26 protein-coding genes and 5 tRNA genes are annotated in these 23,907 nt (G+C 71.9%); 25 read left to right on the top strand and 6 right to left on the bottom strand.

What is annotated here, in order from left to right; genetic code table 11:
• Positions 1–21: 21 nt before the first annotated feature.
• The 8 genes from AB0E05_RS08950 (at position 22) to AB0E05_RS08915 (ending at position 3,617) form a co-directional block, all read left to right on the top strand.
• Entirely contained in the window at positions 22–807 is a 786-nt protein-coding gene (locus AB0E05_RS08950; RefSeq protein ID WP_361960855.1) for a fumarylacetoacetate hydrolase family protein, read from the top strand.
• Entirely contained in the window at positions 800–2,281 is a 1,482-nt protein-coding gene (gene gltX, locus AB0E05_RS08945; protein ID WP_361960853.1) for a glutamate--tRNA ligase, read from the top strand. Before AB0E05_RS08950 ends, gltX begins: the two co-directional genes overlap by 8 nt.
• 48 nt (positions 2,282–2,329) lie before the next feature.
• On the top strand, positions 2,330–3,046 hold the full coding sequence (locus AB0E05_RS08940; protein ID WP_361960851.1) for an HAD family hydrolase: 717 nt from the start codon (positions 2,330–2,332) through the stop codon (positions 3,044–3,046).
• 87 nt (positions 3,047–3,133) lie between these two features.
• Positions 3,134–3,205 (top strand) — tRNA-Gln (locus tag AB0E05_RS08935).
• A 21-nt stretch (positions 3,206–3,226) separates the two neighbouring features.
• Positions 3,227–3,299 (top strand) — tRNA-Glu (locus AB0E05_RS08930).
• Between the two features lie 61 nt (positions 3,300–3,360).
• Positions 3,361–3,433: transfer RNA gene (locus AB0E05_RS08925), tRNA-Glu, on the top strand.
• Between the two features lie 16 nt (positions 3,434–3,449).
• Positions 3,450–3,521 (top strand) — tRNA-Gln (locus AB0E05_RS08920).
• A 23-nt stretch (positions 3,522–3,544) separates the two neighbouring features.
• Positions 3,545–3,617, top strand: a tRNA-Glu gene (locus tag AB0E05_RS08915).
• A gap of 196 nt (positions 3,618–3,813) precedes the next feature.
• On the opposite strand, the gene ndgR is transcribed toward AB0E05_RS08915, so the two are convergent.
• Complete coding sequence (gene ndgR / locus AB0E05_RS08910) at positions 3,814–4,530, bottom strand: IclR family transcriptional regulator NdgR (RefSeq protein ID WP_361960849.1); 717 nt, start codon at positions 4,528–4,530, stop codon at positions 3,814–3,816.
• 176 nt (positions 4,531–4,706) lie between these two features.
• Here ndgR and leuC point away from each other — a divergent pair, with 176 nt between their 5' ends.
• The 4 genes from leuC (at position 4,707) to AB0E05_RS08890 (ending at position 7,865) form a co-directional block, all read left to right on the top strand.
• The gene (gene leuC / locus AB0E05_RS08905; protein ID WP_361960847.1) at positions 4,707–6,140 is read left to right on the top strand and encodes a 3-isopropylmalate dehydratase large subunit; all 1,434 of its coding nucleotides are present in this window, start codon (positions 4,707–4,709) and stop codon (positions 6,138–6,140) included.
• 5 nt (positions 6,141–6,145) lie between these two features.
• Positions 6,146–6,739, top strand: a complete 594-nt coding sequence (gene leuD, locus AB0E05_RS08900) for a 3-isopropylmalate dehydratase small subunit (protein WP_361960845.1) — start codon at positions 6,146–6,148, stop codon at positions 6,737–6,739.
• Positions 6,740–6,853: 114 nt separating this feature from the next.
• Positions 6,854–7,081: a hypothetical protein gene (locus AB0E05_RS08895; protein ID WP_361960843.1), complete on the top strand. Its 228-nt coding sequence runs from the start codon at positions 6,854–6,856 to the stop codon at positions 7,079–7,081.
• A gap of 154 nt (positions 7,082–7,235) precedes the next feature.
• The gene (locus tag AB0E05_RS08890) at positions 7,236–7,865 is read left to right on the top strand and encodes an HU family DNA-binding protein (RefSeq protein ID WP_361960841.1); all 630 of its coding nucleotides are present in this window, start codon (positions 7,236–7,238) and stop codon (positions 7,863–7,865) included.
• A gap of 119 nt (positions 7,866–7,984) precedes the next feature.
• Here the strand turns inward: AB0E05_RS08890 and AB0E05_RS08885 are convergent, their stop codons facing one another.
• Positions 7,985–8,188: a hypothetical protein gene (locus AB0E05_RS08885; protein ID WP_361960839.1), complete on the bottom strand. Its 204-nt coding sequence runs from the start codon at positions 8,186–8,188 to the stop codon at positions 7,985–7,987.
• A gap of 60 nt (positions 8,189–8,248) precedes the next feature.
• The gene (cofC, locus tag AB0E05_RS08880; RefSeq protein ID WP_361960837.1) at positions 8,249–8,941 is read right to left on the bottom strand and encodes a 2-phospho-L-lactate guanylyltransferase; all 693 of its coding nucleotides are present in this window, start codon (positions 8,939–8,941) and stop codon (positions 8,249–8,251) included.
• A gap of 188 nt (positions 8,942–9,129) precedes the next feature.
• Here cofC and AB0E05_RS08875 point away from each other — a divergent pair, with 188 nt between their 5' ends.
• Genes AB0E05_RS08875 through AB0E05_RS08865 form a run of 3 tightly spaced genes read left to right on the top strand, consistent with a single transcriptional unit; the run spans position 9,130 to position 12,124 of the window.
• Positions 9,130–9,882 (top strand): lysophospholipid acyltransferase family protein, encoded by a 753-nt coding sequence (locus AB0E05_RS08875; RefSeq protein ID WP_361960835.1) that lies wholly within the window; start codon positions 9,130–9,132, stop codon positions 9,880–9,882.
• Positions 9,879–10,907 (top strand): NAD(P)H-dependent glycerol-3-phosphate dehydrogenase, encoded by a 1,029-nt coding sequence (locus tag AB0E05_RS08870; RefSeq protein WP_361960833.1) that lies wholly within the window; start codon positions 9,879–9,881, stop codon positions 10,905–10,907. The genes AB0E05_RS08875 and AB0E05_RS08870 overlap by 4 nt, the downstream gene beginning before the upstream one ends.
• 56 nt (positions 10,908–10,963) lie before the next feature.
• Positions 10,964–12,124, top strand: coding sequence for a D-alanine--D-alanine ligase family protein (locus tag AB0E05_RS08865; protein ID WP_361960831.1), 1,161 nt, complete (start codon positions 10,964–10,966; stop codon positions 12,122–12,124).
• Positions 12,125–12,136: 12 nt separating this feature from the next.
• On the opposite strand, the gene AB0E05_RS08860 is transcribed toward AB0E05_RS08865, so the two are convergent.
• The gene (locus AB0E05_RS08860; RefSeq protein WP_361960829.1) at positions 12,137–12,628 is read right to left on the bottom strand and encodes a DUF3515 domain-containing protein; all 492 of its coding nucleotides are present in this window, start codon (positions 12,626–12,628) and stop codon (positions 12,137–12,139) included.
• Between the two features lie 20 nt (positions 12,629–12,648).
• Positions 12,649–12,882 carry an Lrp/AsnC ligand binding domain-containing protein gene (locus tag AB0E05_RS08855; RefSeq protein ID WP_361538692.1) on the bottom strand — a complete coding sequence of 78 codons (234 nt, stop codon included), beginning with the start codon at positions 12,880–12,882 and terminating at the stop codon, positions 12,649–12,651.
• A 289-nt stretch (positions 12,883–13,171) separates the two neighbouring features.
• Between AB0E05_RS08855 and AB0E05_RS08850 the strand changes: the two genes are divergently transcribed.
• Together AB0E05_RS08850 and thiD are read left to right on the top strand one after the other, a co-directional pair.
• The gene (locus tag AB0E05_RS08850; RefSeq protein ID WP_361960826.1) at positions 13,172–14,134 is read left to right on the top strand and encodes a thiamine-phosphate kinase; all 963 of its coding nucleotides are present in this window, start codon (positions 13,172–13,174) and stop codon (positions 14,132–14,134) included.
• A gap of 2 nt (positions 14,135–14,136) precedes the next feature.
• Positions 14,137–14,961 (top strand): bifunctional hydroxymethylpyrimidine kinase/phosphomethylpyrimidine kinase, encoded by an 825-nt coding sequence (gene thiD, locus AB0E05_RS08845; RefSeq protein WP_361960824.1) that lies wholly within the window; start codon positions 14,137–14,139, stop codon positions 14,959–14,961.
• A 123-nt stretch (positions 14,962–15,084) separates the two neighbouring features.
• On the opposite strand, the gene rpmB is transcribed toward thiD, so the two are convergent.
• Positions 15,085–15,270, bottom strand: coding sequence for a 50S ribosomal protein L28 (gene rpmB / locus AB0E05_RS08840; RefSeq protein ID WP_003957616.1), 186 nt, complete (start codon positions 15,268–15,270; stop codon positions 15,085–15,087).
• 282 nt (positions 15,271–15,552) lie between these two features.
• Between rpmB and AB0E05_RS08835 the strand changes: the two genes are divergently transcribed.
• From AB0E05_RS08835 to rnc, 8 genes are all read left to right on the top strand, one after another.
• Positions 15,553–17,277, top strand: coding sequence for a DAK2 domain-containing protein (locus AB0E05_RS08835; protein WP_361960822.1), 1,725 nt, complete (start codon positions 15,553–15,555; stop codon positions 17,275–17,277).
• A gap of 94 nt (positions 17,278–17,371) precedes the next feature.
• A complete protein-coding gene (gene recG / locus AB0E05_RS08830) occupies positions 17,372–19,597 on the top strand; it encodes an ATP-dependent DNA helicase RecG (protein ID WP_361960820.1) in 2,226 nt (741 codons plus the stop codon).
• A gap of 79 nt (positions 19,598–19,676) precedes the next feature.
• Positions 19,677–20,279 (top strand): 16S rRNA (guanine(966)-N(2))-methyltransferase RsmD, encoded by a 603-nt coding sequence (gene rsmD, locus AB0E05_RS08825; protein WP_361960818.1) that lies wholly within the window; start codon positions 19,677–19,679, stop codon positions 20,277–20,279.
• 26 nt (positions 20,280–20,305) lie between these two features.
• A complete protein-coding gene (gene coaD, locus AB0E05_RS08820; RefSeq protein WP_361960816.1) occupies positions 20,306–20,785 on the top strand; it encodes a pantetheine-phosphate adenylyltransferase in 480 nt (159 codons plus the stop codon).
• A gap of 77 nt (positions 20,786–20,862) precedes the next feature.
• Positions 20,863–21,963 carry a cell division initiation protein gene (locus AB0E05_RS08815; RefSeq protein WP_361960814.1) on the top strand — a complete coding sequence of 367 codons (1,101 nt, stop codon included), beginning with the start codon at positions 20,863–20,865 and terminating at the stop codon, positions 21,961–21,963.
• Positions 21,964–22,171: 208 nt separating this feature from the next.
• On the top strand, positions 22,172–22,777 hold the full coding sequence (locus tag AB0E05_RS08810; RefSeq protein ID WP_361960812.1) for a YceD family protein: 606 nt from the start codon (positions 22,172–22,174) through the stop codon (positions 22,775–22,777).
• 2 nt (positions 22,778–22,779) lie between these two features.
• On the top strand, positions 22,780–22,953 hold the full coding sequence (gene rpmF / locus AB0E05_RS08805; RefSeq protein ID WP_361538710.1) for a 50S ribosomal protein L32: 174 nt from the start codon (positions 22,780–22,782) through the stop codon (positions 22,951–22,953).
• A 19-nt stretch (positions 22,954–22,972) separates the two neighbouring features.
• Positions 22,973–23,809 carry a ribonuclease III gene (gene rnc / locus AB0E05_RS08800; protein ID WP_361960809.1) on the top strand — a complete coding sequence of 279 codons (837 nt, stop codon included), beginning with the start codon at positions 22,973–22,975 and terminating at the stop codon, positions 23,807–23,809.
• Positions 23,810–23,907 lie beyond the last annotated feature (98 nt).

The raw sequence follows: 23,907 nt of genomic DNA, 5'->3' as shown, positions 1-23,907 counted from the left end.
ACAGAGGGGCAGCGGCATCCCGTGCGCATCGCCAGGTTCTCCATCGACGGCAACGTGGCCTTCGGCGCGGTCGAGGGCGAAGCCCCTGACGGGCTCGTCCTGGACATCATCAAGGGCGTCCCGTTCGCGGACTTCGAGCTCTCCGGCACCAAGGTCCCCGTGAGCAAGGTCCGGCTGCTGCCGCCCGTGCTCCCCAGCAAGGTGGTGGCCTTCGGCCGCAACTACGCGGAGCACGCCGCCGAACTCGGCAACGAGCCCGCGACCGAACCGTTCGCCTTCTTCAAGCCCTCCACCTCGGTCATCGGCCCCGGCGACGCCGTCGCGTACCCCTCCTTCTCCCAGGAACTGCACCACGAGGCCGAACTGGCCGTGGTCATCGGCCGCATGTGCCGCGACGTCCCGCGCGAGCGCGTCAAGGACGTCATCCTCGGCTACACCTGCGCCAACGACGTCACCGCGCGTGACGTGCAGAAGCGCGAGAAGCAGTGGGCCAGGGCCAAGGGCTTCGACACCGCCTGCCCCCTCGGCCCCTGGGTGGAGACCGGACTCAGCCTGGAAGCGGCCGGCGACCTCGCCGTCCAGTGCACCGTCAACGGCGACCAGCGCCAGCTCGGCAGCACGAGCCAGATGATCCACTCCATCGAGGACCTGGTCGTCAACGTCACCGAGGCCATGACGCTGCTCCCCGGCGACGTGATCCTCACGGGCACCCCGGCCGGAGTCGGACCCCTCAACGTCGGCGACGAGGTCGCCGTCACCATCCAAGGCATCGGCACTCTCGCCAACAAGGTGATCAAGCGTGGCTAACGCGAATGTCCGCGTCCGTTTCTGTCCCTCGCCGACCGGCAACCCCCACGTGGGCCTGGTCCGCACCGCCCTGTTCAACTGGGCCTTCGCCCGCCACACCGGCGGCACCATGGTCCTCCGCATCGAGGACACCGACGCGGCCCGTGACTCCGAGGAGTCCTACGAGCAGCTGCTCGACTCGCTGCGCTGGCTCGGCCTGGACTGGGACGAGGGCCCCGAGGTCGGCGGCCCCCACGCGCCGTACCGTCAGTCGCAGCGCATGGACCTGTACGCCGACGTCGCCGGCCGACTGCTGGCGGCCGGCCACGCCTACCACTGCTACTGCACCGCGGAGGAGCTGGAGGTCCGCCGCGAGGCCGCCCGCGCCGCCGGCCGCCCCTCCGGCTACGACGGCCAGTGCCGCGACCTGACCGCCGAGCAGCGCGCGGCGTACGAGGAGCAGGGCCGCTCCTCCATCGTCCGCTTCCGGATGCCGGACGAGTCGATCACCTTCACCGACCTGGTGCGCGGCGAGCTGACCTTCACCCCGGAGAACGTGCCGGACTACGGCATCGTGCGGGCCAACGGCGCCCCCCTGTACACCCTGGTCAACCCGGTCGACGACGCCCTGATGGGGATCACCCACGTCCTGCGCGGCGAGGACCTGCTCTCCTCCACTCCGCGCCAGATCGCGCTCTACAAGGCGCTGATCGAGCTGGGCGTCGCCAAGGAGGTCCCCTCCTTCGGCCATCTGCCGTACGTCATGGGCGAGGGCAACAAGAAGCTGTCCAAGCGCGACCCGCAGTCCTCCCTCAACCTCTACCGCGAGCGGGGCTTCCTGCCCGAGGGGCTGCTGAACTACCTGTCGCTGCTCGGCTGGTCCTTCTCGGCCGACCAGGACGTCTTCTCCGTCGCCGAACTGGTGGAGAAGTTCGACATCGCGGACGTCAACGCCAACCCGGCCCGCTTCGACCTCAAGAAGGCCGAGGCGATCAACGCCGACCACATCCGCCGCATCGACGTCGCGGCGTTCGCCGAGGCGTGCGAGCCCTGGCTGCGCGCGCCGTACGCGAACTGGGCCCCCGAGCAGTTCGACCGGGCGGCCTGGGAGGCGATCGCCCCGTACGCCCAGACCCGGCTCACGGTGCTCTCCGACATCACCGCCAACGTGGACTTCCTCTTCCTCGCCGAGCCCGTCGAGGACGAGGCGTCCTGGACCAAGGCGATGAAGCCGGGCGCGGCCGAGCTGCTGACCACGGCCCGCGAGAAGCTGGCGGCGGCCGACTGGTCCAGCGCCGACTCCCTCAAGGAGGCCGTGCTGGCCGCCGGCGAGGTCCACGGCCTCAAGCTGGGCAAGGCGCAGGCCCCGGTCCGGGTCGCCGTCACCGGGCGCACGGTGGGGCTGCCGCTCTTCGAGTCCCTGGAGATCCTGGGCCGCGAGCGCACCCTGGCCCGCATCGACGCCGCCCTGGCCAAGCTGGCCGCCGCTGCCTAGTTCCCCCTCCGGGGACGGGATTTCGAAGACACGACCTAGGCTTCGGCCATGGTCATCAAAGCGGTCCTGTGGGACATCGACGACACGATCTTCGACTACCGGGGCGCCGATCTCGCGGGAATGCGCGACCACCTGCACGCAGAGGGCCTGCTGGACGGAGAATCCTCCGTCGAGCAGGCCCTCGGGCGTTGGCAGCAGGTCACGGCCCAGCACTGGGCGCGGTTCTCCGCCGGGGAGGTCGACTTCCTCGGGCAGCGGCGCGACCGGGTGCGGACCTTCACCGGGCTCGCCCTCGACGACGCCGGCGCCGACGCCTGGTTCGGCCGGTACGTCGAGCACTACGAAGCCGCCTGGGCCCTCTTCCCGGACACGGTGCCCGCGCTGGACGCCCTCACCGGCTACCGGCACGCGGTGCTCTCCAACTCCGCGCTCTCCGTCCAGGAGCACAAGCTGCGGACCCTGGGCGTACGGGACCGCTTCGAGGTCGTCCTGTGCGCGGCCGACCTGGGCGTGGCCAAGCCCGCCGCGGAGGCGTTCCACACCGCCTGCGCGGCCGTCGGGCTGCCGCCGCAGGAGGTCCTGTACGTGGGGGACGAGCCCGACATCGACGCCCGCGGCGCCGGTGACGCGGGACTCACCGGCGTCTGGCTGGACCGCACCGGGCGGGGCGGGCGCCCCGAGCTGATCCGGATCACCGGTCTCGACCAGCTCCCCGGCCTGTTGGCGGGCGATACCCGTTTTGGAGCGCCGTCCACCATCGGGTAATGTTCTTCCTGCGCCGCCCGAGAGGGCCGAAAGGCCCGGACGGAAAGCGCAAGCCAAGCAAGCCCCCACCTGGGGGTTGCGCTTTGGTGGCCTATGGTGTAATTGGCAGCACGACTGATTCTGGTTCAGTTAGTCTAGGTTCGAGTCCTGGTAGGCCAGCTCGCAGAGCTCATCTGCAAAGCCCCCGTTGTGTAGCGGCCTAGCACGCTGCCCTCTCAAGGCAGTAGCGCCGGTTCGAATCCGGTCGGGGGTACAGATCCTTCCCGCGCGTACGTCCGGATCGCAACCGACGCATGCGACGCAGGATCGCTAGGGCCCCCGTTGTGTAGCGGCCTAGCACGCCGCCCTCTCAAGGCGGTAGCGCCGGTTCGAATCCGGTCGGGGGTACTGGTCTAAACCACCATGGGCTATGGTGTAATTGGCAGCACGAGTGATTCTGGTTCATTTAGTCTAGGTTCGAGTCCTGGTAGCCCAGCTGATCCGATGGATCACTTCCTCGCCCCCGTTGTGTAGCGGCCTAGCACGCCGCCCTCTCAAGGCGGTAGCGCCGGTTCGAATCCGGTCGGGGGTACGTGAAGGAAGAAGCCCTCCGCGATGACGCGGAGGGCTTCTTCGCGTTCCCGCTCCTGCTACGGGCCTCTTCGGTCGTGGGGTCGAACTCCCCGCGCCCGCACCCGGGTTGCGACGGCGGGCACCCGGGGGAGAGGCGCGGGGAGTTCAGCGGGGGCGCTCGGCCTGCGGGGGCGGCGCCACGTTCCGGAGCTGCGCTAGCTGGGGCGGCGCAGGGCCTCCGACAGTCGGGCCGCCGAGTCGATGACCGCCTGGGCGTGCATCCGGCCGGGGTGGCGGGTCAGCCGCTCGATCGGCCCGGAGACGGAGACGGCGGCGACCACGCGGTTGGACGGGCCGCGCACGGGCGCGGAGACCGAAGCCACGCCCGGCTCGCGCTCGCCGATCGACTGGGCCCAGCCCCGGCGCCGCACGCCCGACAGCGCGGTCGCCGTGAAGCGGGCGCCCTGGAGCCCGCGGTGCAGCCGCTCCGGCTCCTCCCAGGCCATCAGGATCTGCGCCGACGACCCGGCCTTCATCGTGAGCGTGGAGCCGACCGGGACGGTGTCCCGCAATCCGGACAGCCGCTCGGCGGCGGCGACGCAGATGCGCATGTCCCCCTGCCGCCGGTAGAGCTGGGCGCTCTCGCCCGTCACGTCGCGCAGATGCGTCAGCACGGGGCCGGCCGTCGCCAGGAGTCGGTCCTCGCCGGCCGCTGCGGCCAGCTCCGCGAGCCGCGGGCCGAGGATGAACCGCCCCTGCATGTCCCTCGCCACCATACGGTGGTGTTCCAGTGCCACGGCCAGTCGGTGGGCCGTGGGTCGGGCGAGCCCGGTGGCCGCGACCAGCCCGGCGAGGGTGGCCGGACCGGACTCCAGTGCGCTCAGAACCAGAGCCGCCTTGTCGAGAACGCCGACGCCGCTAGAGTTGTCCATGAAACGATATTCGCGTCTCACAGTATGAAACGCAAGTTCAATTTTTTGGAGAAGCAGCCAGTCTGTAGGGGCGGCCCGGGGGCGGCCCGGGAGTTCACCCGGGGACGGCCCGGCGAAAAAGGGGTCGCACACGATCTCTAGCAGTGCCGGCACCGTGGCCGGCCGGAGGGAAAGCGATGGGTAGGACACTCGCGGAGAAGGTCTGGGACGACCACGTCGTCCGGCGCGCCGAGGGCGAGCCCGACCTCCTCTACATCGATCTGCACCTGCTGCACGAGGTGACCAGCCCGCAGGCGTTCGACGGCCTTCGGCTCGGCGGCCGTCGGGTGCGGCGCCTGGACCTCACCATCGCGACCGAGGACCACAACACCCCGACCCTCGACATCGACAAGCCCATCGCCGACCCGGTCTCGCGCGCCCAGCTGGAGACCCTGCGCAAGAACTGCGCGGAGTTCGGCGTGCGGCTGCACCCGCTCGGCGACGTCGAGCAGGGCGTCGTCCACGTGGTGGGCCCCCAGCTGGGACTGACCCAGCCCGGCACCACCGTGGTCTGCGGCGACTCGCACACCTCCACGCACGGCGCCTTCGGCGCGCTGGCCTTCGGCATCGGCACCTCGCAGGTCGAGCACGTGCTGGCCACCCAGACGCTGCCGATGGCCCGCCCGAAGACCATGGCGATCACCGTCGACGGCGAGCTGCCCGACGGCGTGAGCGCCAAGGACCTGATCCTGGCGATCATCGCCAAGATCGGCACCGGCGGCGGGCAGGGCTACGTCCTGGAGTACCGCGGCCCGGCCATCGAGAAGCTGTCGATGGAAGCCCGCATGACCATCTGCAACATGTCCATCGAAGCGGGCGCCCGGGCCGGCATGATCGCCCCCGACGAGACCACCTTCGCGTATCTGAGCGGTCGCCCCCACGCCCCCGAGGGCGAGGAGTGGGACGCCGCCGTCGCGTACTGGAAGACGCTGCGCACGGACGACGACGCCGTCTTCGACGCCGAGGTCGTCATCGACGCCGCCGCGCTCTCCCCGTTCGTCACCTGGGGCACCAACCCGGGGCAGGGCGCCCCGCTCGCCTCGAAGGTCCCCGACCCGGCTTCGTACGAGGACGCTTCGGAGCGGCTGGCCGCGGAAAAGGCCCTGGAATACATGGGGTTGAGCGCCGGACAGGAGCTGCGCGACATCCATGTCGACACCGTCTTCGTAGGCTCCTGCACCAACGGTCGCATCGAAGACCTGCGCACGGCGGCCTCGATCCTGGACGGCCGCAAAGTCGCCGACGGCGTACGGATGCTGGTCGTCCCCGGCTCGGTGCGGGTCGCGCTCCAGGCCGTCGAGGAGGGCCTGGACAAGGTCTTCACCGCCGCGGGCGCCGAATGGCGGCATGCGGGTTGCTCGATGTGCCTGGGCATGAACCCGGACCAACTCGCGCCCGGCGAGCGTTCCGCGTCCACCTCCAACCGCAACTTCGAGGGCAGGCAGGGCAAGGGCGGCCGGACCCATCTGGTCTCGCCGCAGGTCGCCGCCGCCACCGCGGTGCTCGGCCACCTCGCCTCCCCGGCGGACCTGTCCGACGCCGACGCCGCCCGTACGCCCGCTGGAGTCTGATCACCATGGAAGCTTTCACCACCCACACCGGCCGGGCCGTCCCGCTGCGCCGCAGCAACGTCGACACCGACCAGATCATCCCGGCCCACTGGCTGAAGAAGGTCACCCGCGACGGCTTCGAGGACGGACTCTTCGAGGCGTGGCGCAAGGACGCCGAGTTCGTGCTCAACCGGCCCGAGCGGCAGGGGGCGACCGTGCTGGTCGCCGGCCCCGACTTCGGCACCGGCTCCTCCCGCGAGCACGCGGTCTGGGCGCTGCAGAACTACGGCTTCAAGACGGTCATCTCCGCCCGGTTCGCCGACATCTTCCGCGGCAACTCGCTGAAGAACGGTCTGCTGACCGTGGTTCTGCCGCAGGAGACGGTGGACCGGCTCTGGGAGCTGACCGAGGCCGACCCCACGGTCGAGATCACCGTCGACCTCCAGGCGCGCGAGGTCCGCGCGGCCGGTCTTACCGCCTCCTTCGAACTGGACGAGAACGCCCGCTGGCGGCTGCTGAACGGCCTGGACGACATCAGCCTCACCCTTCAGAACGAAGCGGACATCGCGGCCTACGAGACCTCCCGGCCGGCCTTCAAACCGCGCACCCTTCCGGTCTGATCAGGTCTGATCTGCGCTTTTCATGAACTGCGCCCCCCGCCTCCCGGCGGGGGGCGCAGTCGTCTGTTGAGGGGCCGCCGGGCGACAACTCGCCCCAGATGGCACAATCGGTGCATGGAACGCGACAGCCAACTCGACCTGTACGAGGTGGTCGCGGCCCGGTTGAAGGAAGCGCACGCAGCGGTGCGCGCACTGCAAGTCCCGGAAGGCGTAAGGAAGGCGCTCTCCCGGAAGCTGCTGGTCATCACGGCCGCAGCGAAGCACGATCTGCCGGATGCGGCGCGACGTCTGGACCGCTTTGTGCGGGACCTCGACGAGGGCCGATTCCCCGAAGGCGACTGACGGCCGCACTCGCGAAGGAGCGACTTCGACGGTCGACTTCGTTGCGGCACTAGGGTGATTAGCCCGTTTCGTGTTTGATTTGCGGTATATATCTGCCTAACGTGCGAAAAAGCCTGGACAGATTCGGTCCGGCAATGTCTCCGAAGGGGAAGACGTGAACAAGGCGCAGCTCGTAGAAGCGATTGCCGACAAGCTCGGCGGCCGTCAGCAGGCCGCCGAGGCCGTCGACGCGGTGCTCGATGCGATCGTCCGGGCGGTCGTCGCCGGAGACCGGGTTTCGGTCACCGGCTTCGGATCGTTCGAGAAGGTCGAACGCCCCGCCCGGTACGCCCGCAACCCGCAGACGGGTGAGCGGGTCCGGGTGAAGAAGACCTCGGTGCCCCGTTTCCGGGCCGGTCAGGGCTTCAAGGACCTGGTCAGCGGGGCGAAGAAGCTCCCGCGCAGCGGTGAGGTCTCCGTGAAGAAGGCCCCCAAGGGCAGCCTTTCCGGTGGCACTTCCACGCGGACCACCGCCAAGGCGGCGGCGAAGAAGGCCACCGCGAAGAAGGCGGCTGCCAAGAAGACCGCGGCGAAGAAGGCCACGGCCAAGAAGACGACCGCGAAGAAGACCACCGCCAAGAAGACCACGGCGGCCAAGAAGACCACCGCGAAGAAGACGACGGCGGCGAAGAAGGCCACGGCCAAGAAGACCGCGCCGGCGAAGAAGGCCACCGCGAAGAAGGCCCCGGCCAAGAAGGCGACGGCCCGCAAGACCGCGAAGAAGACCGCCACGCGGAAGAGGTAAGCGGCGCCAGCCGCCACAGCCACTCACACGCCGGGCCGGGCTCCCCTGAGGGAGCCCGGCCCGCGGCTGTTGCCGAGTCGTGCGCCAGCGCCGGCCCGGTGCGCACCGGGCCGGGCGGGTCACAGCGTTTGGAGCGTCACCAGGGTGATGCGCAGCGCGTCACCCGTGCCCTCGGTCTCGATCCTGACCCGCTGCCCAGGCCGCAGCAACCGGAGCCCGCCCGCGTCGAAGGCCGCCGAGTCGAATTCCACGGGCGTCCCGTCGTCCAGCAGGACGCTGCCGCTGCGGGTCTCGGGGTCGTAGGTGTACGAAGTCGCTTGCATGCCCGAAAGCGTAGGCCCTGCACGGGCCCGCGGCCCGCCCTCGGCCGGTGGTGCGGCCCCTCAGCGGCACGGGGACGCCGGACAGGGCGCGAGCAGCGCCGTCGTCCGCGGACCGACGCCCAGTTCCAGCGCCGCGCCCAGGTCGTCGGGCGCATCGACGTCCTGTCGTACGGAGACGACGTCCGCCAACGCGATTTCCACCGCGCCCGACGTCGAATGCCGACGCCGTGAAGGCCCCCCGAAAGCCGGCCGCAATTCGACGCCTTCCGCAGCGGTCAGCAAAGTCGTGCCGATACCTGCCGCATCCGGGAGAAAGGCACGGGGAAATCCCCTCGCATACGAGAGCACCCGGGTCAATTCCGACGGCCGCAGCGCCGGGAGGTCCGCATTGAGCGCGGCCACCGCAGCGTCGGCGCGCAGGGCCCGTACCGCCAGCGCACCGTGGGCGAGCGCGGCGTTGAGCCCGGCGGCCGGCAGGTCGGGCACGATGCGGGCGCCCAGCGCCGTCAGCTCCGCCGCGGCCACCGGATCGTCCGTGACAACTGCCACATCACGGACCTCCGTGCAGGTCAGCGCGGCTGCCACGGTGTCCTGGGCGAACGCCAGCGCCAACTGCGGACGGGGAATTCCGCCCGCGGCTCCCGCCAGCCGGCTCTTGGCCAGTGCAAGGGGTTTCAGGGGGACCACCAGTGACCAGTGGCCCGTCGCATCGGTGTCCAGGTCAGCTCTCCGTCCGTACGCGCCGGCCCTCATTGTGGCCCGCACCCGGCGTGGCAGGGGTCGGGGCGGGGCGCCGGTGCGATGACCGGGGCGTACGGTGTCCTCGACAGACCGGGGGCCCAGGGCGACACTTGACCCCCGGCGATCGGGCAGGGGCCCGGTCGCCGGCGAGTCTGTCCACATCGCGCAAGCGCAAGCGTCTGCACAGGAAGGGTGTCCGCGTGTCCCGCCGAAAAATCGGCTTCTGGTACCGCCTGGCGGCGGTCATCGCCAAACCGCCGCTGTTGGTTCTGTTCAAACGGGACTGGCGCGGAATGGAACACATGCCGGCCGACGGCGGATTCATCACCGCGGTCAATCACATCTCCCACCTCGATCCCCTCGCGTACGCGCACTTCCAGTACAACACCGGACGCGTGCCGCGATTCCTCGCGAAGGCCGGACTCTTCAAAACCCCCTTCGTCGGCATGATGCTCCGCGGCACCCAGCAGATCCCGGTGTACCGCGAGACCACCAACGCCCTGGACGCCTACCGCGCCGCCGTCTTGGCCATCGAACGCGGCGAATGCGTCGCCTTCTACCCCGAGGGCACCATCACCCGCGACCCGGAGACCTGGCCCATGGCGGGCAAGACCGGCGCCGCGCGCATCGCGCTCCAGACGCGGGTCCCCGTCGTCCCGGTCGCCCAGTGGGGCGCGAACCTCGCGATGCCGCCGTACGCGCGGGAGGGCCGACTGCGGCTCTTCCCCCGCAAGACCCTGATCGTGCGGGCCGGACCGCCCGTCGACCTCGACAGGTTCTACGATCTGGAGCCCACGCCCGAGGTGCTGCGCGAGGCCACCGAGGCGATCATGGCCGACATCACCGCGCTGCTGGAGGAGATCCGCGGCGAGAAGGCGCCGGGCGAACCGTGGGACCACCGCAAGGCCCGTGCAGAACAGCGGCGCAAGGCCGCAGGGGAAGGACCCAAGTGACACACTCCGCACACCGCGCCGGACCGGTCAGGGCCGCCGTCTTCGGAACCGGCTCCTGGGGGACGGCCTACGGCATGGTCCTCGCGGACGCGGGGTGCCGGGTCACCCTGTGGGGCCGCCGTGCCGAACTGGCGGAGGCCGTCAACACCACCCGTACCAACCCCGACTACCTCCCCGGCATCGAGCTGCCGGCCGGGCTGCGGGCCACCACCGACCCCGCCGAGGCGCTGGACGGCGCCGACTTCACCGTGCTCGCCGTCCCGTCCCAGACCCTGCGCGGCAACCTCGCCTCCTGGGCGCCCCTGCTGCCCGCGGACACCGTGCTCGTCTCCCTGATGAAGGGCGTCGAACTCGGCACCGCGAAGCGGATGAGCGAGGTCGTCGAGGAGGTCGCTCAGGTGCCGGCCGACCGGGTCGCCGTGGTCACCGGCCCCAACCTGGCCCGGGAGATCGCCCAGCGCAGGCCCGCCGCCGCGGTCGTCGCCTGCCGCGACGAGCAGGTGGCGCAGCGGCTCCAGGCCGCCTGCCACACCCAGTACTTCCGCCCGTACACCAACACCGACGTCATCGGCTGCGAACTCGGCGGTGCGGTGAAGAACGTCATCGGGCTCGCCGTCGGCATCGCGGACGGCATGGGCCTGGGCGACAACGCCAAGGGCTCCCTGATCACCAGGGGCCTGGCCGAGACCACCCGGCTCGGCCTCGCCATGGGCGCCGACCCGCTGACCTTCTCCGGGCTCGCCGGCCTCGGCGACCTGGTGGCGACCTGCTCCTCGCCGCTGTCGCGCAACCACACCTTCGGGATGAACCTCGGCAAGGGCATGACCCTCCAGGAGACCATCGCGGTCACCAAGCAGACCGCCGAGGGCGTCAAGTCCTGTGAGTCGGTGCTCGATCTGGCGCGTCGGCACGGCGTCGACATGCCCATCACCGAGACCGTCGTCGACATCGTCCACGACGGCAAGCCGCCGCTGGTCGCGCTCAAGGACCTGATGTCACGCAGCGCCAAGGCGGAACGCCGCTGAAGCGGCCTTGTGCCGCCCCGTGCGGATGACGGTTCGCACGGTAGTCTCAGGGCGATATGAGCACCGAGAACCTCCCCCAGAGCCCCGACCAGCAGCCGTCGCGCAAGCCGCGCGTGGCCGTCGTCTTCGGCGGGCGCAGCTCCGAACACGGGATCTCCGTCGTCACCGCCGGTGCCGTGCTGCGGGCCATCGACCGGACGAAGTACGACGTCGTCCCGATCGGCATCACCGCCGAGGGCCGCTGGGCGCTGACCTCCGACGACCCCGACCGGATGGCGATCAGCGACCGCAGCACCCCGAGCGTGGACCAGCTCGCCGAGTCCACCACGGGCGCGGTGGTGCTCTCCGTCGAGCCCGGCAACCGCGAGGTCACCTACAGCGAACCGGGCACCGTGCCCAAGGCGCTGGGCGAGGTCGACGTCGTCTTCCCGGTGCTGCACGGCCCGTACGGCGAGGACGGCACCATCCAGGGGCTGCTGGAGCTGGCCGGGGTGCCGTACGTCGGCTCCGGGGTGCTCGCCTCCGCGGTCGCCATGGACAAGGAGTACATGAAGCGGATCTTCGTCTCGTACGGGCTGCCCGTCGGTCCGTACGAGGTGATCCGCCCGCGCGAGTGGGAGCAGGACCCCGCCGCCGCCCGCAAGAAGATCGTCTCCTTCGCCGGTGACCACGGCTGGCCGCTGTTCGTGAAGCCCGCCCGCGCCGGCTCCTCCTTCGGCATCACCAAGGTCGACTCCCTGGCCGGCCTGGACGAGGCGGTCGAGGAGGCCCGCCGCCACGACCCCAAGATCATCGTCGAGGCGATGGTGCGGGGCCGGGAGATCGAGTGCGGGGTGCTGGAGTTCGAGGACGGCCCGCACGCCAGCGTCCCGGCCGAGATCCCCGGCGTCCAGTCGCACGACTTCTACGACTTCGAGGCCAAGTACATCGACGCGGCGCCGGGGATCGTGCCCGCGCCGCTCACCGCCGAGCAGACCGCCGAGGTGCGCCGGCTCGCGGTGGACGCCTTCGAGGCGACGTCCTGCGAGGGGTTGGTGCGCGCCGACTTCTTCCTCACCGAGGAGGGCCGGTTCGTGATCAACGAGATCAACACCATGCCCGGCTTCACGCCGATCTCCATGTACCCGCGGATGTGGCAGGAGACCGGGGTCTCCTACTCGGAGCTGGTCGACCGGCTGGTCCAGGCGGCGCTGCGCCGCAGCACCGGACTGCGCTGAACGCCCGGCGCGTCAGGGCAGCTTCAGCGTGGCCGGCACGGTCTCCTCGACGGCGTCGGCCAGCTGGGCCAGCGGCGTCGCGTCCTGGGCGAACTTCCCGCCCATCGTCACCTCGACGTAGGTCTCGCGGTACGTCGTGGTGAAGCGCGAGCCGTCCTCCAGCCGCTCCACCATCCAGCCCACGCCGTTCGCCTCGACGGCGTCCGACGCGGGGTCGTCCATCGCGGCGGGCCGCGGGACGCCGCAGCGCAGTACGATCGCCGCGTCGCCCCAGGCCGCGGTGAACTCCGAAGCCGGCTCGGGGTCGGAGCGGTCCTCACCGCCGACCGACTTCGGCAGCGCCCCGTCCAACGCCGTGCACAGGGCAGCCTCCTCGGCGGGCGGTCGGGGAGCGGCGATCGACGCGTCCGCCCGGGTGCACCCGGCGAGCGCGAGCAGCACCGCCGCCACGGCGGCGGCGCTGGTGAGCGGTGGGACGGACCGGGGCCGGCGAACGGAAGTCACCGGCCAAGCGTAGACGGGGGCTACAGGTGCACGACCGGGCAGGTCAGGGTTCGCGTGATGCCGTCCACTTGCTGGACCTTGGCGACCACCAGCCGGCCGAGTTCGTCCACCGTGTCGGACTGCGCGCGCACGATCACGTCGTACGGTCCGGTCACGTCCTCGGCCTGGATCACCCCCGGGATCTTCCCGATGGTCTCGGCGACCGCGGACGCCTTGCCCACCTCGGTCTGAATCAGGATGTACGCCTGTACCACGGAACCTCCAGGGCGGCCCCGGGGTCGCTCGCCACCGGCGCCCTCGGTGCCTGCGGTGGGGGAGCCCCAGGGGGGAGAAAGGGACGCCACGGTATCGCGTCACCACCGGTCGCGGGGAGACCTGCGCGCGGGGTGGCGTCCGTAGTGTGGCGTGCGTCGAGCGGACGTTGACGCATCTCCATGACGGTACCCACCGTCACGGCGGCCCGCGAGCGCGCGTTCGGACGGCACCACAGCACGACAGCCCGGCCGGGTGGTCCGGCGGGGACGACGGAGAGGTGAGACTCGGGTGAAGGGCACTGTGGGGGAGTTGGGGGAGTTCGGGCTGATCAGAGAGCTCACCTCGCGGCTCACCGCCACCCCGGCGGTGAGGATCGGGCCCGGGGACGACGCCGCGGTCGTCGCCGCGCCCGACCGCAGGGTCGTGGCGAGCACGGACGTCCTGCTGGAGGGACGGCACTTCCGGCGCGACTGGTCGACGGCGTACGACGTGGGGCGCAAGGCCGCCGCCCAGAACCTGGCCGATATCGCCGCCATGGGCGCCGTGCCCACCTCCCTCCTCCTCGGCCTCGTGGTCCCCGCGGACCTCCCCGTCACCTGGGCGACCGAGTTGATGGACGGCATCCGGGACGAGTGCCAGGTCGCGGGCGCCGCCGTGGTCGGCGGGGACGTGGTGCGCGGCGATCTGATCACCCTCGCCGTCACCGCACTCGGCGACCTCCGGGGACACGAGCCCGTCACCCGCTCCGGGGCGCGCCCCGGCGACGTGGTCGCGTACACCGGCTGGCTCGGCTGGTCCGCCGCGGGCCACGCGGTGCTCTCCCGTGGCTTCCGCTCGCCGCGCGCCTTCGTCGAGGCGCACCGCAGGCCCGAGCCGCCGTACCACGCGGGCCCCGCCGCGGCCGGGCTCGGCGCGACCGCCATGTGCGACGTCAGCGACGGGCTCATCGCCGACCTCGGGCACATCGCGGAGGCCAGCAAGGTCCGCATCGACCTGCGCTCCGGCGCGATCGACGTCCCCACGCAGATGAACGACATCGGGCAGGCCGTCGGCGTCGACCCGGTGCAGTGGGTGCTCACCGGCGGGGAGGACCACGCGATCGTGGCGACCTTCCCGCCCGATGCGAAGCTGCCCGCCCGCTGGAAGGTGATCGGAGAGGTCCTGCACCCGTCCGCCGCACCGCAGGTCACCGTGGACGGCGCGCCCTGGCACACCACGAGCGGCTGGGACCACTTCGGAGGTACGGAATGACCATGACGCACGACGTGACGGTCCCCGCGGCTCAGGCGCCGCCCCGCGTCCTGACCGTCGCCGGCTCGGACTCCGGCGGCGGCGCCGGCATCCAGGCCGACCTCAAGACGATGCTCGCGCTCGGCACCCACGGCATGAGCGTCATAGCGGCCGTCACCGCACAGAACTCGCTCGGCGTGCAGGGCTACTGGGAACTGCCCGCCGAAGCGGTGCGCGCCCAGTACCGCAGCGTCGTGGACGACATCGGCGTCCAGGCCGTGAAGACCGGGATGCTGGCGTCGGCGGAGCTGGTGGAGACCGTCGCGGAACTGCTCGCCGCGACCGAGGCGCCCGTCGTCGTCGACCCGGTCGGGGTCTCCAAGCACGGGGACCCGCTGCTCGCGACCGCCGCCCTCGACTCCGTACGCCACCGACTGCTCCCGGTGGCGACCGTGGCCACCCCCAACCTGGACGAGGTGCGGCAGCTCACCGGTGTCGAGGCGCACGAGGAGGACGGGATGCGGCGAGCCGGCGACGCGGTCCTCGACCTCGGTCCGCGCTGGGCGCTGATCAAGGGCGGGCACCTCGCGGGCGACGCGCTGGACCTGCTCACGGACGGCACCGACGAGCACTGGTTCCGCGCCCCGCGCCACGACAACCGCCACACCCACGGCACCGGCTGCACCCTGGCGTCGGCGATCGCGGCGGAACTGGCGAAGGGGCGGGCCGTGCCGGCCGCGGTGGCGACGGCGAAGGAGTACGTGACCGGCGCGATCGCGGCGGGCTTCCCGCTGGGCGGCGGGATCGGCCCGGTCCGGCACGCCTGGAAGCTGTCGACGCAGCCGTGAGCAAGGGCCCGGGGCGGTGTGCCCGGGCCCGTACGCGATGCACAAGAAGACAGCCGGCCCACCCGAAGGTGGACCGGCTGTCAAAGGCAACCGCAGGGGCTGCGCTAGCGACCTGCGTCGGCGTTAGCGCGAGACCTTGCCGGCCTTGATGCACGAGGTGCAGACGTTGAGCCGCTTCGGCGTCCGACCGACCACGGCACGCACGCGCTGGATGTTCGGGTTCCAGCGACGGGACGTACGGCGGTGCGAGTGCGAAATGTTGTTGCCGAAGCCCGGCCCCTTGCCGCAGACGTCGCAGTTGGCAGCCACGGGTCACTCCAAAGACTTCAGATGCACGTACAGTGAATTTCCGGCGTGCCGGAAATCAGTAGCTGATCGGTGGCTTTGCCGGGGGAACGGCCTGATTTTCATCAGGCAACCGGAGCAGCATACAACGGCTGCGTCCGTTAAACGAAACTACCATGACGCCTCCCGCCTCCGCCCTGCCCGCAGCCGCGCCCGCCCCGGGGTCTACCCTGCGGTGCGAGCGCCGGTCAGACCCGCCCGAACGAGCCCGACAGGGCACAGCCCGATGGAACTCGATGGAGCCCGATGCAGGAGGCCGTCCAGGTGCCGCAGAACCAGCCGCCGCACGACCTCGACGCCACGGCGGTACGGGCCTGGTGCGCCAAGGCACTGGAAGCGCTCGGCCAGGAGCGCGAGGAGATCGACGCCATCAACGTCTATCCCGTCGCGGACGGGGACACGGGCACCAACCTGTATCTGACGGTGGAGTCGGCGGCGACGGCCGTGGAAGCGGTCTTCGCCGCCCACGAGGCGGCCCTGGCCCCCGCCGACCCCGCGCCTGACCTGCCCACGGTCATCCGGTCGATGGCCCACGGGGCGCTGCTGGGCGCCCGCGGGAACTCCGGCACGATCCTCGCGCAACTGCTGCGGGGGATGGCGGACCGGCTGGGCGCCGGCGACCACCTGGCGAACGCGCTGCGCCGCGCCGCCGAGCTGGCCCGCGAGGCGGTGGCGCACCCCGTGGAGGGCACCATCCTCACGGTCGCGTCCGCGGCGGCGGACGCCGCGGCGACGGCGCCGGTCGACACCCGCAGCGCGGCCCGGGCCGCGTACGAAGGCGCACGGGCGGCGCTGGAGGCGACCCCGGCCCAGCTCGCGGTGCTCGGGCGGGCCGGCGTCGTGGACGCCGGCGGCCAGGGACTCCTGGCGGTCCTCGGGGCGCTGCTGGAGGCCGTCACCGGCCAGGCACCGCCTCCGCCCGCCCGCTTCCGCGCACCGCTGAGCCACGTCCCCGCGCTGCCCGTGGACGCGTGCGCCACCGACGGCCCGGCCTTCGAGGTGATCTATCTCCTGGAGGCCGAGGACGCGGCGGTGGCCCGGCTGCGCAGCAGGCTGGACGCCCTCGGGGACTGCCTCGTCGTCGTCGGCGGCGACGGCCTGTGGAACGTCCACGTGCACGTCGACGACGCGGGCGCCGCGGTGGAGGCCGGCGTCGAAGCGGGCCGGCCGCACCGCATCCGCATCACCCACCTCACGACCCACGACGGCGCCACCGCCCACAGCGAGGCGACCGCCCTGGCCGACCGCGCGCAGGGGCGGGACGGCACCGGCCCCGACAGCGCGGCGCCGGCGCCGGAGCGGGCGCCGCGGGCCGTCGTCGCCGTGGTGCCCGGCGCCGGGCTCGCCCGGCTGTGCGCCGACGCGGGCGCGACGGCCGTGCTCGCCCGCCCGGGCGAGCCGCCGGCCAGCGGCGAACTGGTGGAGGCCATCCGTCGGGCGCACGCCCGCGAGGTCGTCCTGCTGCCGAACTCGGCCGAGCTGCGGCACACCGCCGCGGCCGCCGCCGAGCAGGCCCGGGGCGAAGGCGTACGCGTCGCCCTCGTCCCCACCAGGGCCGCCGTCCAGGGCATCGCGGCCCTCGCCGTCCACGAACCCGGCCGCCGCTTCGACGAGGACGTCGTCGCGATGACCGCCGCCGCCGGCGCCACCCGCTACGGCGAACTCGCCGTCGCCGAACACCGCTCCTGGACCACCGCCGGCGTCTGCCAGGCCGGTGACGTCCTCGGCCTGATCGACGGCGACGTGGCCGTCATCGGCGCCGACGTGACGAACACCGCGACCGCCGTGCTCGACCGGATGCTCTCCGCCGGCGGCGAGCTGGTGACCCTGGTCCTCGCGGCCGACCTCCCCGACGGCCCGCAGCTCGTCGCCCGCCTCCAGCGCCACGTGCGCGAGCGCCACCTCGCGGTCGACACGGTCGTGTACGAGGGCGGGCCCGCCACCAGCCCGCTGCTGATCGGCGTGGAGTGAACGCCGCCCGCCGGCGGCGCGGAGCGGAGGCCGCCCGCCGGCACCCGCTCGCCCCGGGCCGCCGTGAGTGCTTTTGTCAGTCCCGTGGTGTGCAATGGACCGCGTGTCCGTCCTGAGCGAACCCCTCAAGAAGACCCTCGGCCCGGCGACCGCCAAAGTGCTCGGCGAGCAGCTGGGCCTGCACACGGTCGGTGACCTGCTGCACCACTACCCACGGCGGTACGAGGAGCGGGGCCAGCTCACCCATCTCTCCGACCTCCCGCTCGACGAGGAGGTGACCGTCGTCGCCCAGGTCGCCGACGCCCGGGTGCACACCTTCAACGGAGGGCGCGGCCAACGGCTGGAGGTCACGATCACGGACGGCAGCGGCCGGCTCCAGCTGGTGTTCTTCGGCCGCGGGGTGCACAAGCCCCACAAGGAGCTGTTGCCGGGCAGCCGCGCGATGTTCGCCGGCAAGGTCTCGGTGTTCAACCACCGGCTCCAGCTCGCCCACCCCTCGTACGCCAAGCTGGGCACGGTCGCCGACGGTCCGGACGGCTCCGAAGCCTCCGACGCCTCCGCGATCGAGTCCTGGGCCGGCGCCCTGATCCCGATCTACCCCGCCTGCAAGGGCATGGAGTCCTGGAAGATCGCCAAGGCGGTGGACGCGGTGCTGCCGCGCGCGCGCGACGCGGTGGACCCGCTGCCCGACGCGCTGCGCGAGGGCCGCGGCTTCCCCTCGTTGCCCGAGGCGCTGCTCAAGATCCACCGGCCGCACACCAAGGCCGACGTCGAGGACGCCCGGGCCCGGCTGAAGTGGGACGAGGCGTTCGTGCTCCAGGTCGCCCTCGCCCGGCGCCGGCACGCGGACGCCCAGTTGCCCGCCGTCGCCCGTCGGCCCAGCGCGGGCGGGCTGCTGGACGCCTTCGACGCGAAGCTGCCGTTCACCCTCACCGACGGCCAGCGCAAGGTCACCGGCGAGATCTTCGACGACCTGGCGACCGAGCACCCCATGCACCGCCTCCTCCAGGGCGAGGTCGGCTCCGGAAAGACCCTGGTCGCGCTGCGGGCCATGCTCGCGGTCGTGGACGCCGGCGGTCAGGCCGCCATGCTGGCGCCCACCGAGGTGCTGGCCCAGCAGCACCACCGCTCCGTCGTCGAGATGATGGGCGAACTCGCCGAGGGCGGCATGCTGGGCGGCTCCGAGCAGGGCACCAAGGTCGTGCTGCTCACCGGCTCGATGGGCGCCGCGGCCCGCCGCACCGCCCTGCTGGACCTGGTGACCGGCGAAGCCGGGATCGTGATCGGCACCCACGCCCTGATCGAGGACAAGGTCAAGTTCCACGACCTCGGCCTGGTCGTCGTCGACGAGCAGCACCGCTTCGGCGTCGAGCAGCGCGACGCCCTGCGCTCCAAGGGCAAGCAGCCGCCCCACCTCCTGGTCATGACCGCCACCCCCATTCCCCGTACGGTCGCGATGACCGTCTTCGGCGACCTGGAGACCTCCGTACTGGACCAGCTGCCGGCCGGGCGCTCCCCGATCGCCAGCCACGTCGTGCCGGCCCGGGACAAGCCGCACTTCCTCCAGCGCGCCTGGGAGCGGATCCGCGAGGAGGTCGACAAGGGGCACCAGGCGTACGTGGTCTGCCCCCGCATCGGCGACGACGAGGACGCGACCGCGCAGAAGAAGAAGGCCGAAGGGCCCGAGGGCGATGACGCGGAGAAGCGGCCCCCGCTCGCCGTGCTCGACGTCGCCGACCAGCTCTCCCGGGGCCCGCTGGCCGGGCTGCGGGTCGAGGTGCTGCACGGCCGGATGGCGCCGGACGACAAGGACGACGTGATGCGCCGCTTCTCCGCCGGCGAGGTGGACGTGCTCGTCGCCACCACCGTCATCGAGGTCGGGGTGAACGTCCCCAACGCCACCGCGATGGTGATCATGGACGCGGACCGGTTCGGCGTCTCGCAGCTCCACCAGCTCCGCGGCCGGGTGGGCCGCGGCTCCGCCCCCGGGCTGTGCCTGCTGGTCAGCGAGATGCCCGAGGCGAGCCCGGCCAGGGCCCGGCTCGCCGCCGTCGCCGCCACCCTCGACGGCTTCGAACTCTCCCGGATCGACCTGGAGCAGCGCCGCGAGGGCGACGTCCTCGGCCAGGCCCAGTCCGGCGTCCGCTCCTCCCTGCGGGTGCTCACCGTCATCGACGACGAGGAGATCATCGAGGCCGCCCGGGAAGAGGCCGTCGCCGTGGTCCGCGACGATCCGGAGCTGGAGCGGCTGCCCGAGCTGCGCACCGCGCTGGACGCCCTGCTCGACCAGGAACGGGAGCAGTACCTCGACAAGGGCTGAGAGACTGATCGCACGGACCCGCCCCCGGGTCCGCGCCGAGCGACGGACCGCGCCCGGCTGATCGACCCCGAGGACTGAGATGACCCGCGTGATCGCCGGTGCGGCCGGCGGACGCCGCCTCGCCGTCCCGCCCGGCACCGGCACCCGCCCCACCTCCGACCGCGCGCGCGAGGGCCTCTTCTCCACCTGGCAGTCGCTGCTCGGGACGCTGTCCGGCATCAGGGTCGCCGATCTGTACGCCGGCTCCGGCGCGGTGGGCCTGGAGGCGCTGTCCCGGGGCGCCGCTCACGCCCTGCTCGTGGAGGCCGACGCCCGGGCCGCGCGCGTCGTCCGGGAGAACGTCCGGGCGCTCGGGCTCCCCGGCGCCGAAGTGCGCACGGGCAGAGCGGAACAAATCGTGACGGGCCCGGCGCCCGACGCCCCCTACGACGTGGTCTTCCTCGACCCGCCGTACGCCGTCACGGACGATGATCTTCGGGAGATCCTCCTCACACTCCGCACTCAGGGGTGGCTTGCTGACGACGCGCTCGCCACCGTGGAACGCAGTACCAGAGGCGGCACCTTCGGCTGGCCACGGGGTTTCGCACCCCTGAGGTCCCGTCGCTACGGCGAGGGAACGTTTTGGTACGGTCGCGCCGCCTCCGTCAGCGACGAGGCCGCCCCATGTGAAGACGCCCCATGACCGGACCGGAGAGCGAGGGACTTCCAGTGCGCCGCGCAGTCTGTCCGGGGTCGTTCGACCCCATCACCAACGGACACCTCGACATCATCGCCCGCGCCTCCAAGCTGTACGACGTCGTCTACGTCGCGGTGATGATCAACAAGTCCAAGCAGGGACTGTTCACGGTCGACGAGCGGATGGACCTGATCCGCGAGGTCACCGGAGAGTACGAGAACGTCGTGGTGGAGTCCCACCACGGACTGCTGGTCGACTTCTGCAAACAGCGGGACATCCCCGCGATCGTCAAGGGCCTGCGCGCCGTCAGCGACTTCGACTACGAGTTGCAGATGGCCCAGATGAACAACGGCCTCTCGGGCGTCGAGACCCTCTTCGTCCCGACCAACCCCACCTACAGCTTCCTCTCCTCCAGCCTGGTCAAGGAGGTCGCCGCCTGGGGCGGTGACGTCTCCCACCTGCTGCCGCCGGCCGTCCACGCGGCCCTGATCAGGCGTCTCGCCGAGAAGTGAAACGCCCCGCGGCCCGCCCCGCTGGCCGTACAGTCGTGCCGTCCGTCTCGTAACAGCGCAGGAAGTGGCGAACCACGGTGGACGTGCACAAGAAGCTCGACGAGATCGTCGAGGCGGTCGGCAGCGCCCGGTCCCTGCCCATGTCGGCCTCGTGCGTGGTCAACCGCGCCGAGCTGCTCGCCCTGCTGGCAGAGGTGCGCCGGGCGCTGCCCGACTCCCTCGCCCGGGCGCAGGAGGTCCTGGGCGACCGCGACCGGCAGCTCGCCGGCGCGCGTGAGGAGGCCCGGCGCATCATCGACGGCGCGCACGCCGAGCGGGGCTCGCTGATCGCCGACTCCCAGGTCGCCCGGCACTCCCAGGACGAAGCCGAACGCATCGTCGCCGGGGCCCGCCGCGAGGCCGAGGAGATCCGCGCCGAGGCCGACGAGTACGTGGACTCCAAACTCGCCAACTTCGAGGTCGTCCTCACCAAGACCATCGGCTCGGTGGACCGCGGCCGGGAGAAGCTGCTGGGCCGCGGGCCCGGCCTGGACGAGCGGGGGCTGCCGGAGGCCGACGCCCCCGAGCACTCCGCGGACCCGCAGATCCTGATCGACCGGGCCGACGCATACGTGGAGGCCAAGCTCGGCGCCTTCGAAGCGGTGCTCGGCAAGACCCTGGAGGCGGTGGGGCGCGGCCGGCTCAAGCTCCAGGGGCGCCCGGTCGGCGACGGCCTCGGGGAACACCTCGCGGCCCGGGACGCGGCCGGCGCACCCCGGCACGCGACCACCGCCACCAGCGACGCCGACTACCTGGCCGGCCTCGCCGAGCTGGCCGATCCGCCGCCCCCCGCACAGGCGGAGCCGGAGCCGCAGGCGCCCGCCGCCCCTCCGTACCCGCTGCACGCCCCCGCCCCCGCCCCGCAGCCCGCGGCCTACGCGGGACAGGACCCGTATCCGTACCCGTACGGGGGGCAGGACCCGTACGCCGCCTACGGGGACCCGCAGCGGCAGCCCGAGCCGGCGCCGTCGTACCCCCGGCAGGAGCCGCAGCCCTACGCCGCGCAGGGCCCCTACGCCTACCCCGATCCGGACCGCACGCCCCCGCAGCAGCACCCCGCCGCCCTGGACGAGACCAGCTTCTTCGACACCGGCATGATCGACATGGCGCAACTGCGACGGTACGAACAGGGCCACTGAGGCACCGGTCGTCGGGGCCGGATTGGGCCGACGGCGCCCCGTCCAGTACCCTGGTTCTTCGGTCGCGCGTACCCTCGCGATCCCGGCTGCCCAGCACCCTCTCGCCGAGGGCGGCAGTCCCCCTCCCTGACGCCTCGCCCCGAAGCGTCGGCACGACTCGAAAGCAGGAAGCGCCCTGAACGCCCGCCTCGACCACCGCAACCCCCTCGTGTTCGACACGCACGAGCTGGGTCGGCGTCCTGGTGCGCTCCAGCGGCTCACCCGCTCCGTGCCCGCGCCCAAGGACCTCGGCATCGAGGAGGTCGTCGGCATCCCCGAGGGCGACGCTGTCGAGTTGGAGCTCCGCCTGGAGTCGGTCATGGAAGGGGTGCTCGTCACGGGCACCGCCCGTGCGTCGGCCGAGGGGGAGTGCGTAAGGTGTCTGGAGCCGCTGCGCCTCGATGTCGTCGCGGAGTTCCAGGAGATGTTCACGTACCCCGACGCCGACGACCGGAGCCGCGGCCGTGCCGCGGACGCCGGCGACGACGCCGAGGGCGAGGACGTCGTCTTCCTCAAGGACGGCCTGTTCGACCTTGAGCCGGTGCTGCGTGACGCGGTGGTGCTCGCACTGCCGATGCAGCCGGTGTGCCGGGAGGACTGTGCCGGCCTCTGCACCCAGTGCGGAGTCCGGCTGGACGACGACCCGGACCACCACCACGATGCCCTCGACATCCGTTGGGCGGCACTGCAAGGACTCGCCGACACCATCAAGGACGGCGAGAAGGACAACATGGGCGGCGCCGCAGCTGGCGTCGACGAGAAGCAGGAGAAGTAGCCGTGGCTGTTCCGAAGCGGAAGATGTCGCGCAGCAACACGCGCCACCGCCGGTCGCAGTGGAAGGCTGCGGTCCCCACCCTGGTTGCGTGCGAGCGCTGCCAGGAGCCCAAGCTGCAGCACATCGCGTGCCCCAGCTGTGGCACCTACAACAAGCGCCAGGTCCTCGCGGTCTGAGCGGCTGGTGAGAGGCCCGATGTCTGAGCTGTCCAAGGCCGGCAAGTCGGCGGACAACGTCAACGCAGTCAACGCAGCCTCGTCCCACACGCTTCTGGAAGGGCGGCTCGGCTATCAGGTCGAGTCCGCCCTTCTGGTGCGTGCGCTGACCCATCGCTCGTACGCGTACGAGAACGGCGGGCTGCCCACCAACGAACGGCTGGAGTTCCTCGGGGACTCCGTCCTCGGCCTGGTGGTCACCGACACGCTGTATCGCACCCACCCCGACCTGCCCGAAGGCCAGCTGGCCAAGTTGCGGGCCGCGGTGGTCAACTCGCGTGCGCTGGCCGACGTCGGCCGTGGGCTCGACCTCGGCTCCTTCATCCGGCTCGGCCGGGGCGAGGAAGGCACGGGCGGCAGGGACAAGGCATCCATCCTCGCCGACACCCTTGAAGCGGTGATCGGCGCGGTCTATCTCGACAAGGGACTCGACGCGGCGTCCGAGCTGGTGCACCGGCTCTTCGACCCGCTGATCGAGAAGTCCTCGAACCTGGGCGCGGGCCTGGACTGGAAGACCAGTCTCCAGGAGCTCACCGCGGCCGAAGGGCTCGGGGTGCCGGAGTACCTCGTCACCGAGACGGGGCCCGACCACGAGAAGACCTTCACTGCTGCTGCCCGCGTCGGTGGTGTCTCGTACGGCACCGGCACTGGCCGCAGCAAGAAGGAGGCGGAGCAGCAGGCCGCCGAGTCGGCCTGGCGGGAGATCCACGCCGCCGCCGACGCGCGCGCCGCCGCCGCACGGGCGGAGGCCGACGGGCCGTCCGCCCCGGCTGCTGCACCGTCCACCGGGGAGCAGGATCAGGCCGCCACGGCCTGATTCCCCGCGCCCCCCGCGCGCACGACGCCATCGGGCCCCCTTCCGCCGCCGCGGGGAAGGGGGCCCGAGGTACGTGCCCCGGGGCGAGAGGTACGCTG

The organism is Streptomyces sp. NPDC048057 (assembly GCF_040653095.1).
Taxonomy (GTDB): Bacteria; Actinomycetota; Actinomycetes; order Streptomycetales; family Streptomycetaceae; genus Streptomyces.
This window is presented reverse-complemented; position numbering and strand designations above follow the sequence as displayed.

What these genes read in the sequence shown, in the direction of transcription:
- leuD (WP_361960845.1), top strand. Translation starts at nt 6,146, where the DNA reads ATGGAAGCTTTCACCACCCACACCGGCCGGGCCGTCCCGCTGCGCCGC.
- AB0E05_RS08865 (WP_361960831.1), top strand. Translation starts at nt 10,964, where the DNA reads ATGAGCACCGAGAACCTCCCCCAGAGCCCCGACCAGCAGCCGTCGCGC.
- AB0E05_RS08895 (WP_361960843.1), top strand. Translation starts at nt 6,854, where the DNA reads ATGGAACGCGACAGCCAACTCGACCTGTACGAGGTGGTCGCGGCCCGG.
- ndgR (WP_361960849.1), bottom strand. Translation starts at nt 4,530, where the DNA reads ATGGACAACTCTAGCGGCGTCGGCGTTCTCGACAAGGCGGCTCTGGTT.
- thiD (WP_361960824.1), top strand. Translation starts at nt 14,137, where the DNA reads ATGACGCACGACGTGACGGTCCCCGCGGCTCAGGCGCCGCCCCGCGTC.
- rnc (WP_361960809.1), top strand. Translation starts at nt 22,973, where the DNA reads ATGTCTGAGCTGTCCAAGGCCGGCAAGTCGGCGGACAACGTCAACGCA.
- AB0E05_RS08940 (WP_361960851.1), top strand. Translation starts at nt 2,330, where the DNA reads ATGGTCATCAAAGCGGTCCTGTGGGACATCGACGACACGATCTTCGAC.
- rsmD (WP_361960818.1), top strand. Translation starts at nt 19,677, where the DNA reads ATGACCCGCGTGATCGCCGGTGCGGCCGGCGGACGCCGCCTCGCCGTC.
- AB0E05_RS08885 (WP_361960839.1), bottom strand. Translation starts at nt 8,188, where the DNA reads ATGCAAGCGACTTCGTACACCTACGACCCCGAGACCCGCAGCGGCAGC.
- AB0E05_RS08835 (WP_361960822.1), top strand. Translation starts at nt 15,553, where the DNA reads ATGCAGGAGGCCGTCCAGGTGCCGCAGAACCAGCCGCCGCACGACCTC.
- leuC (WP_361960847.1), top strand. Translation starts at nt 4,707, where the DNA reads ATGGGTAGGACACTCGCGGAGAAGGTCTGGGACGACCACGTCGTCCGG.
- recG (WP_361960820.1), top strand. Translation starts at nt 17,372, where the DNA reads ATGGACCGCGTGTCCGTCCTGAGCGAACCCCTCAAGAAGACCCTCGGC.
- cofC (WP_361960837.1), bottom strand. Translation starts at nt 8,941, where the DNA reads ATGAGGGCCGGCGCGTACGGACGGAGAGCTGACCTGGACACCGATGCG.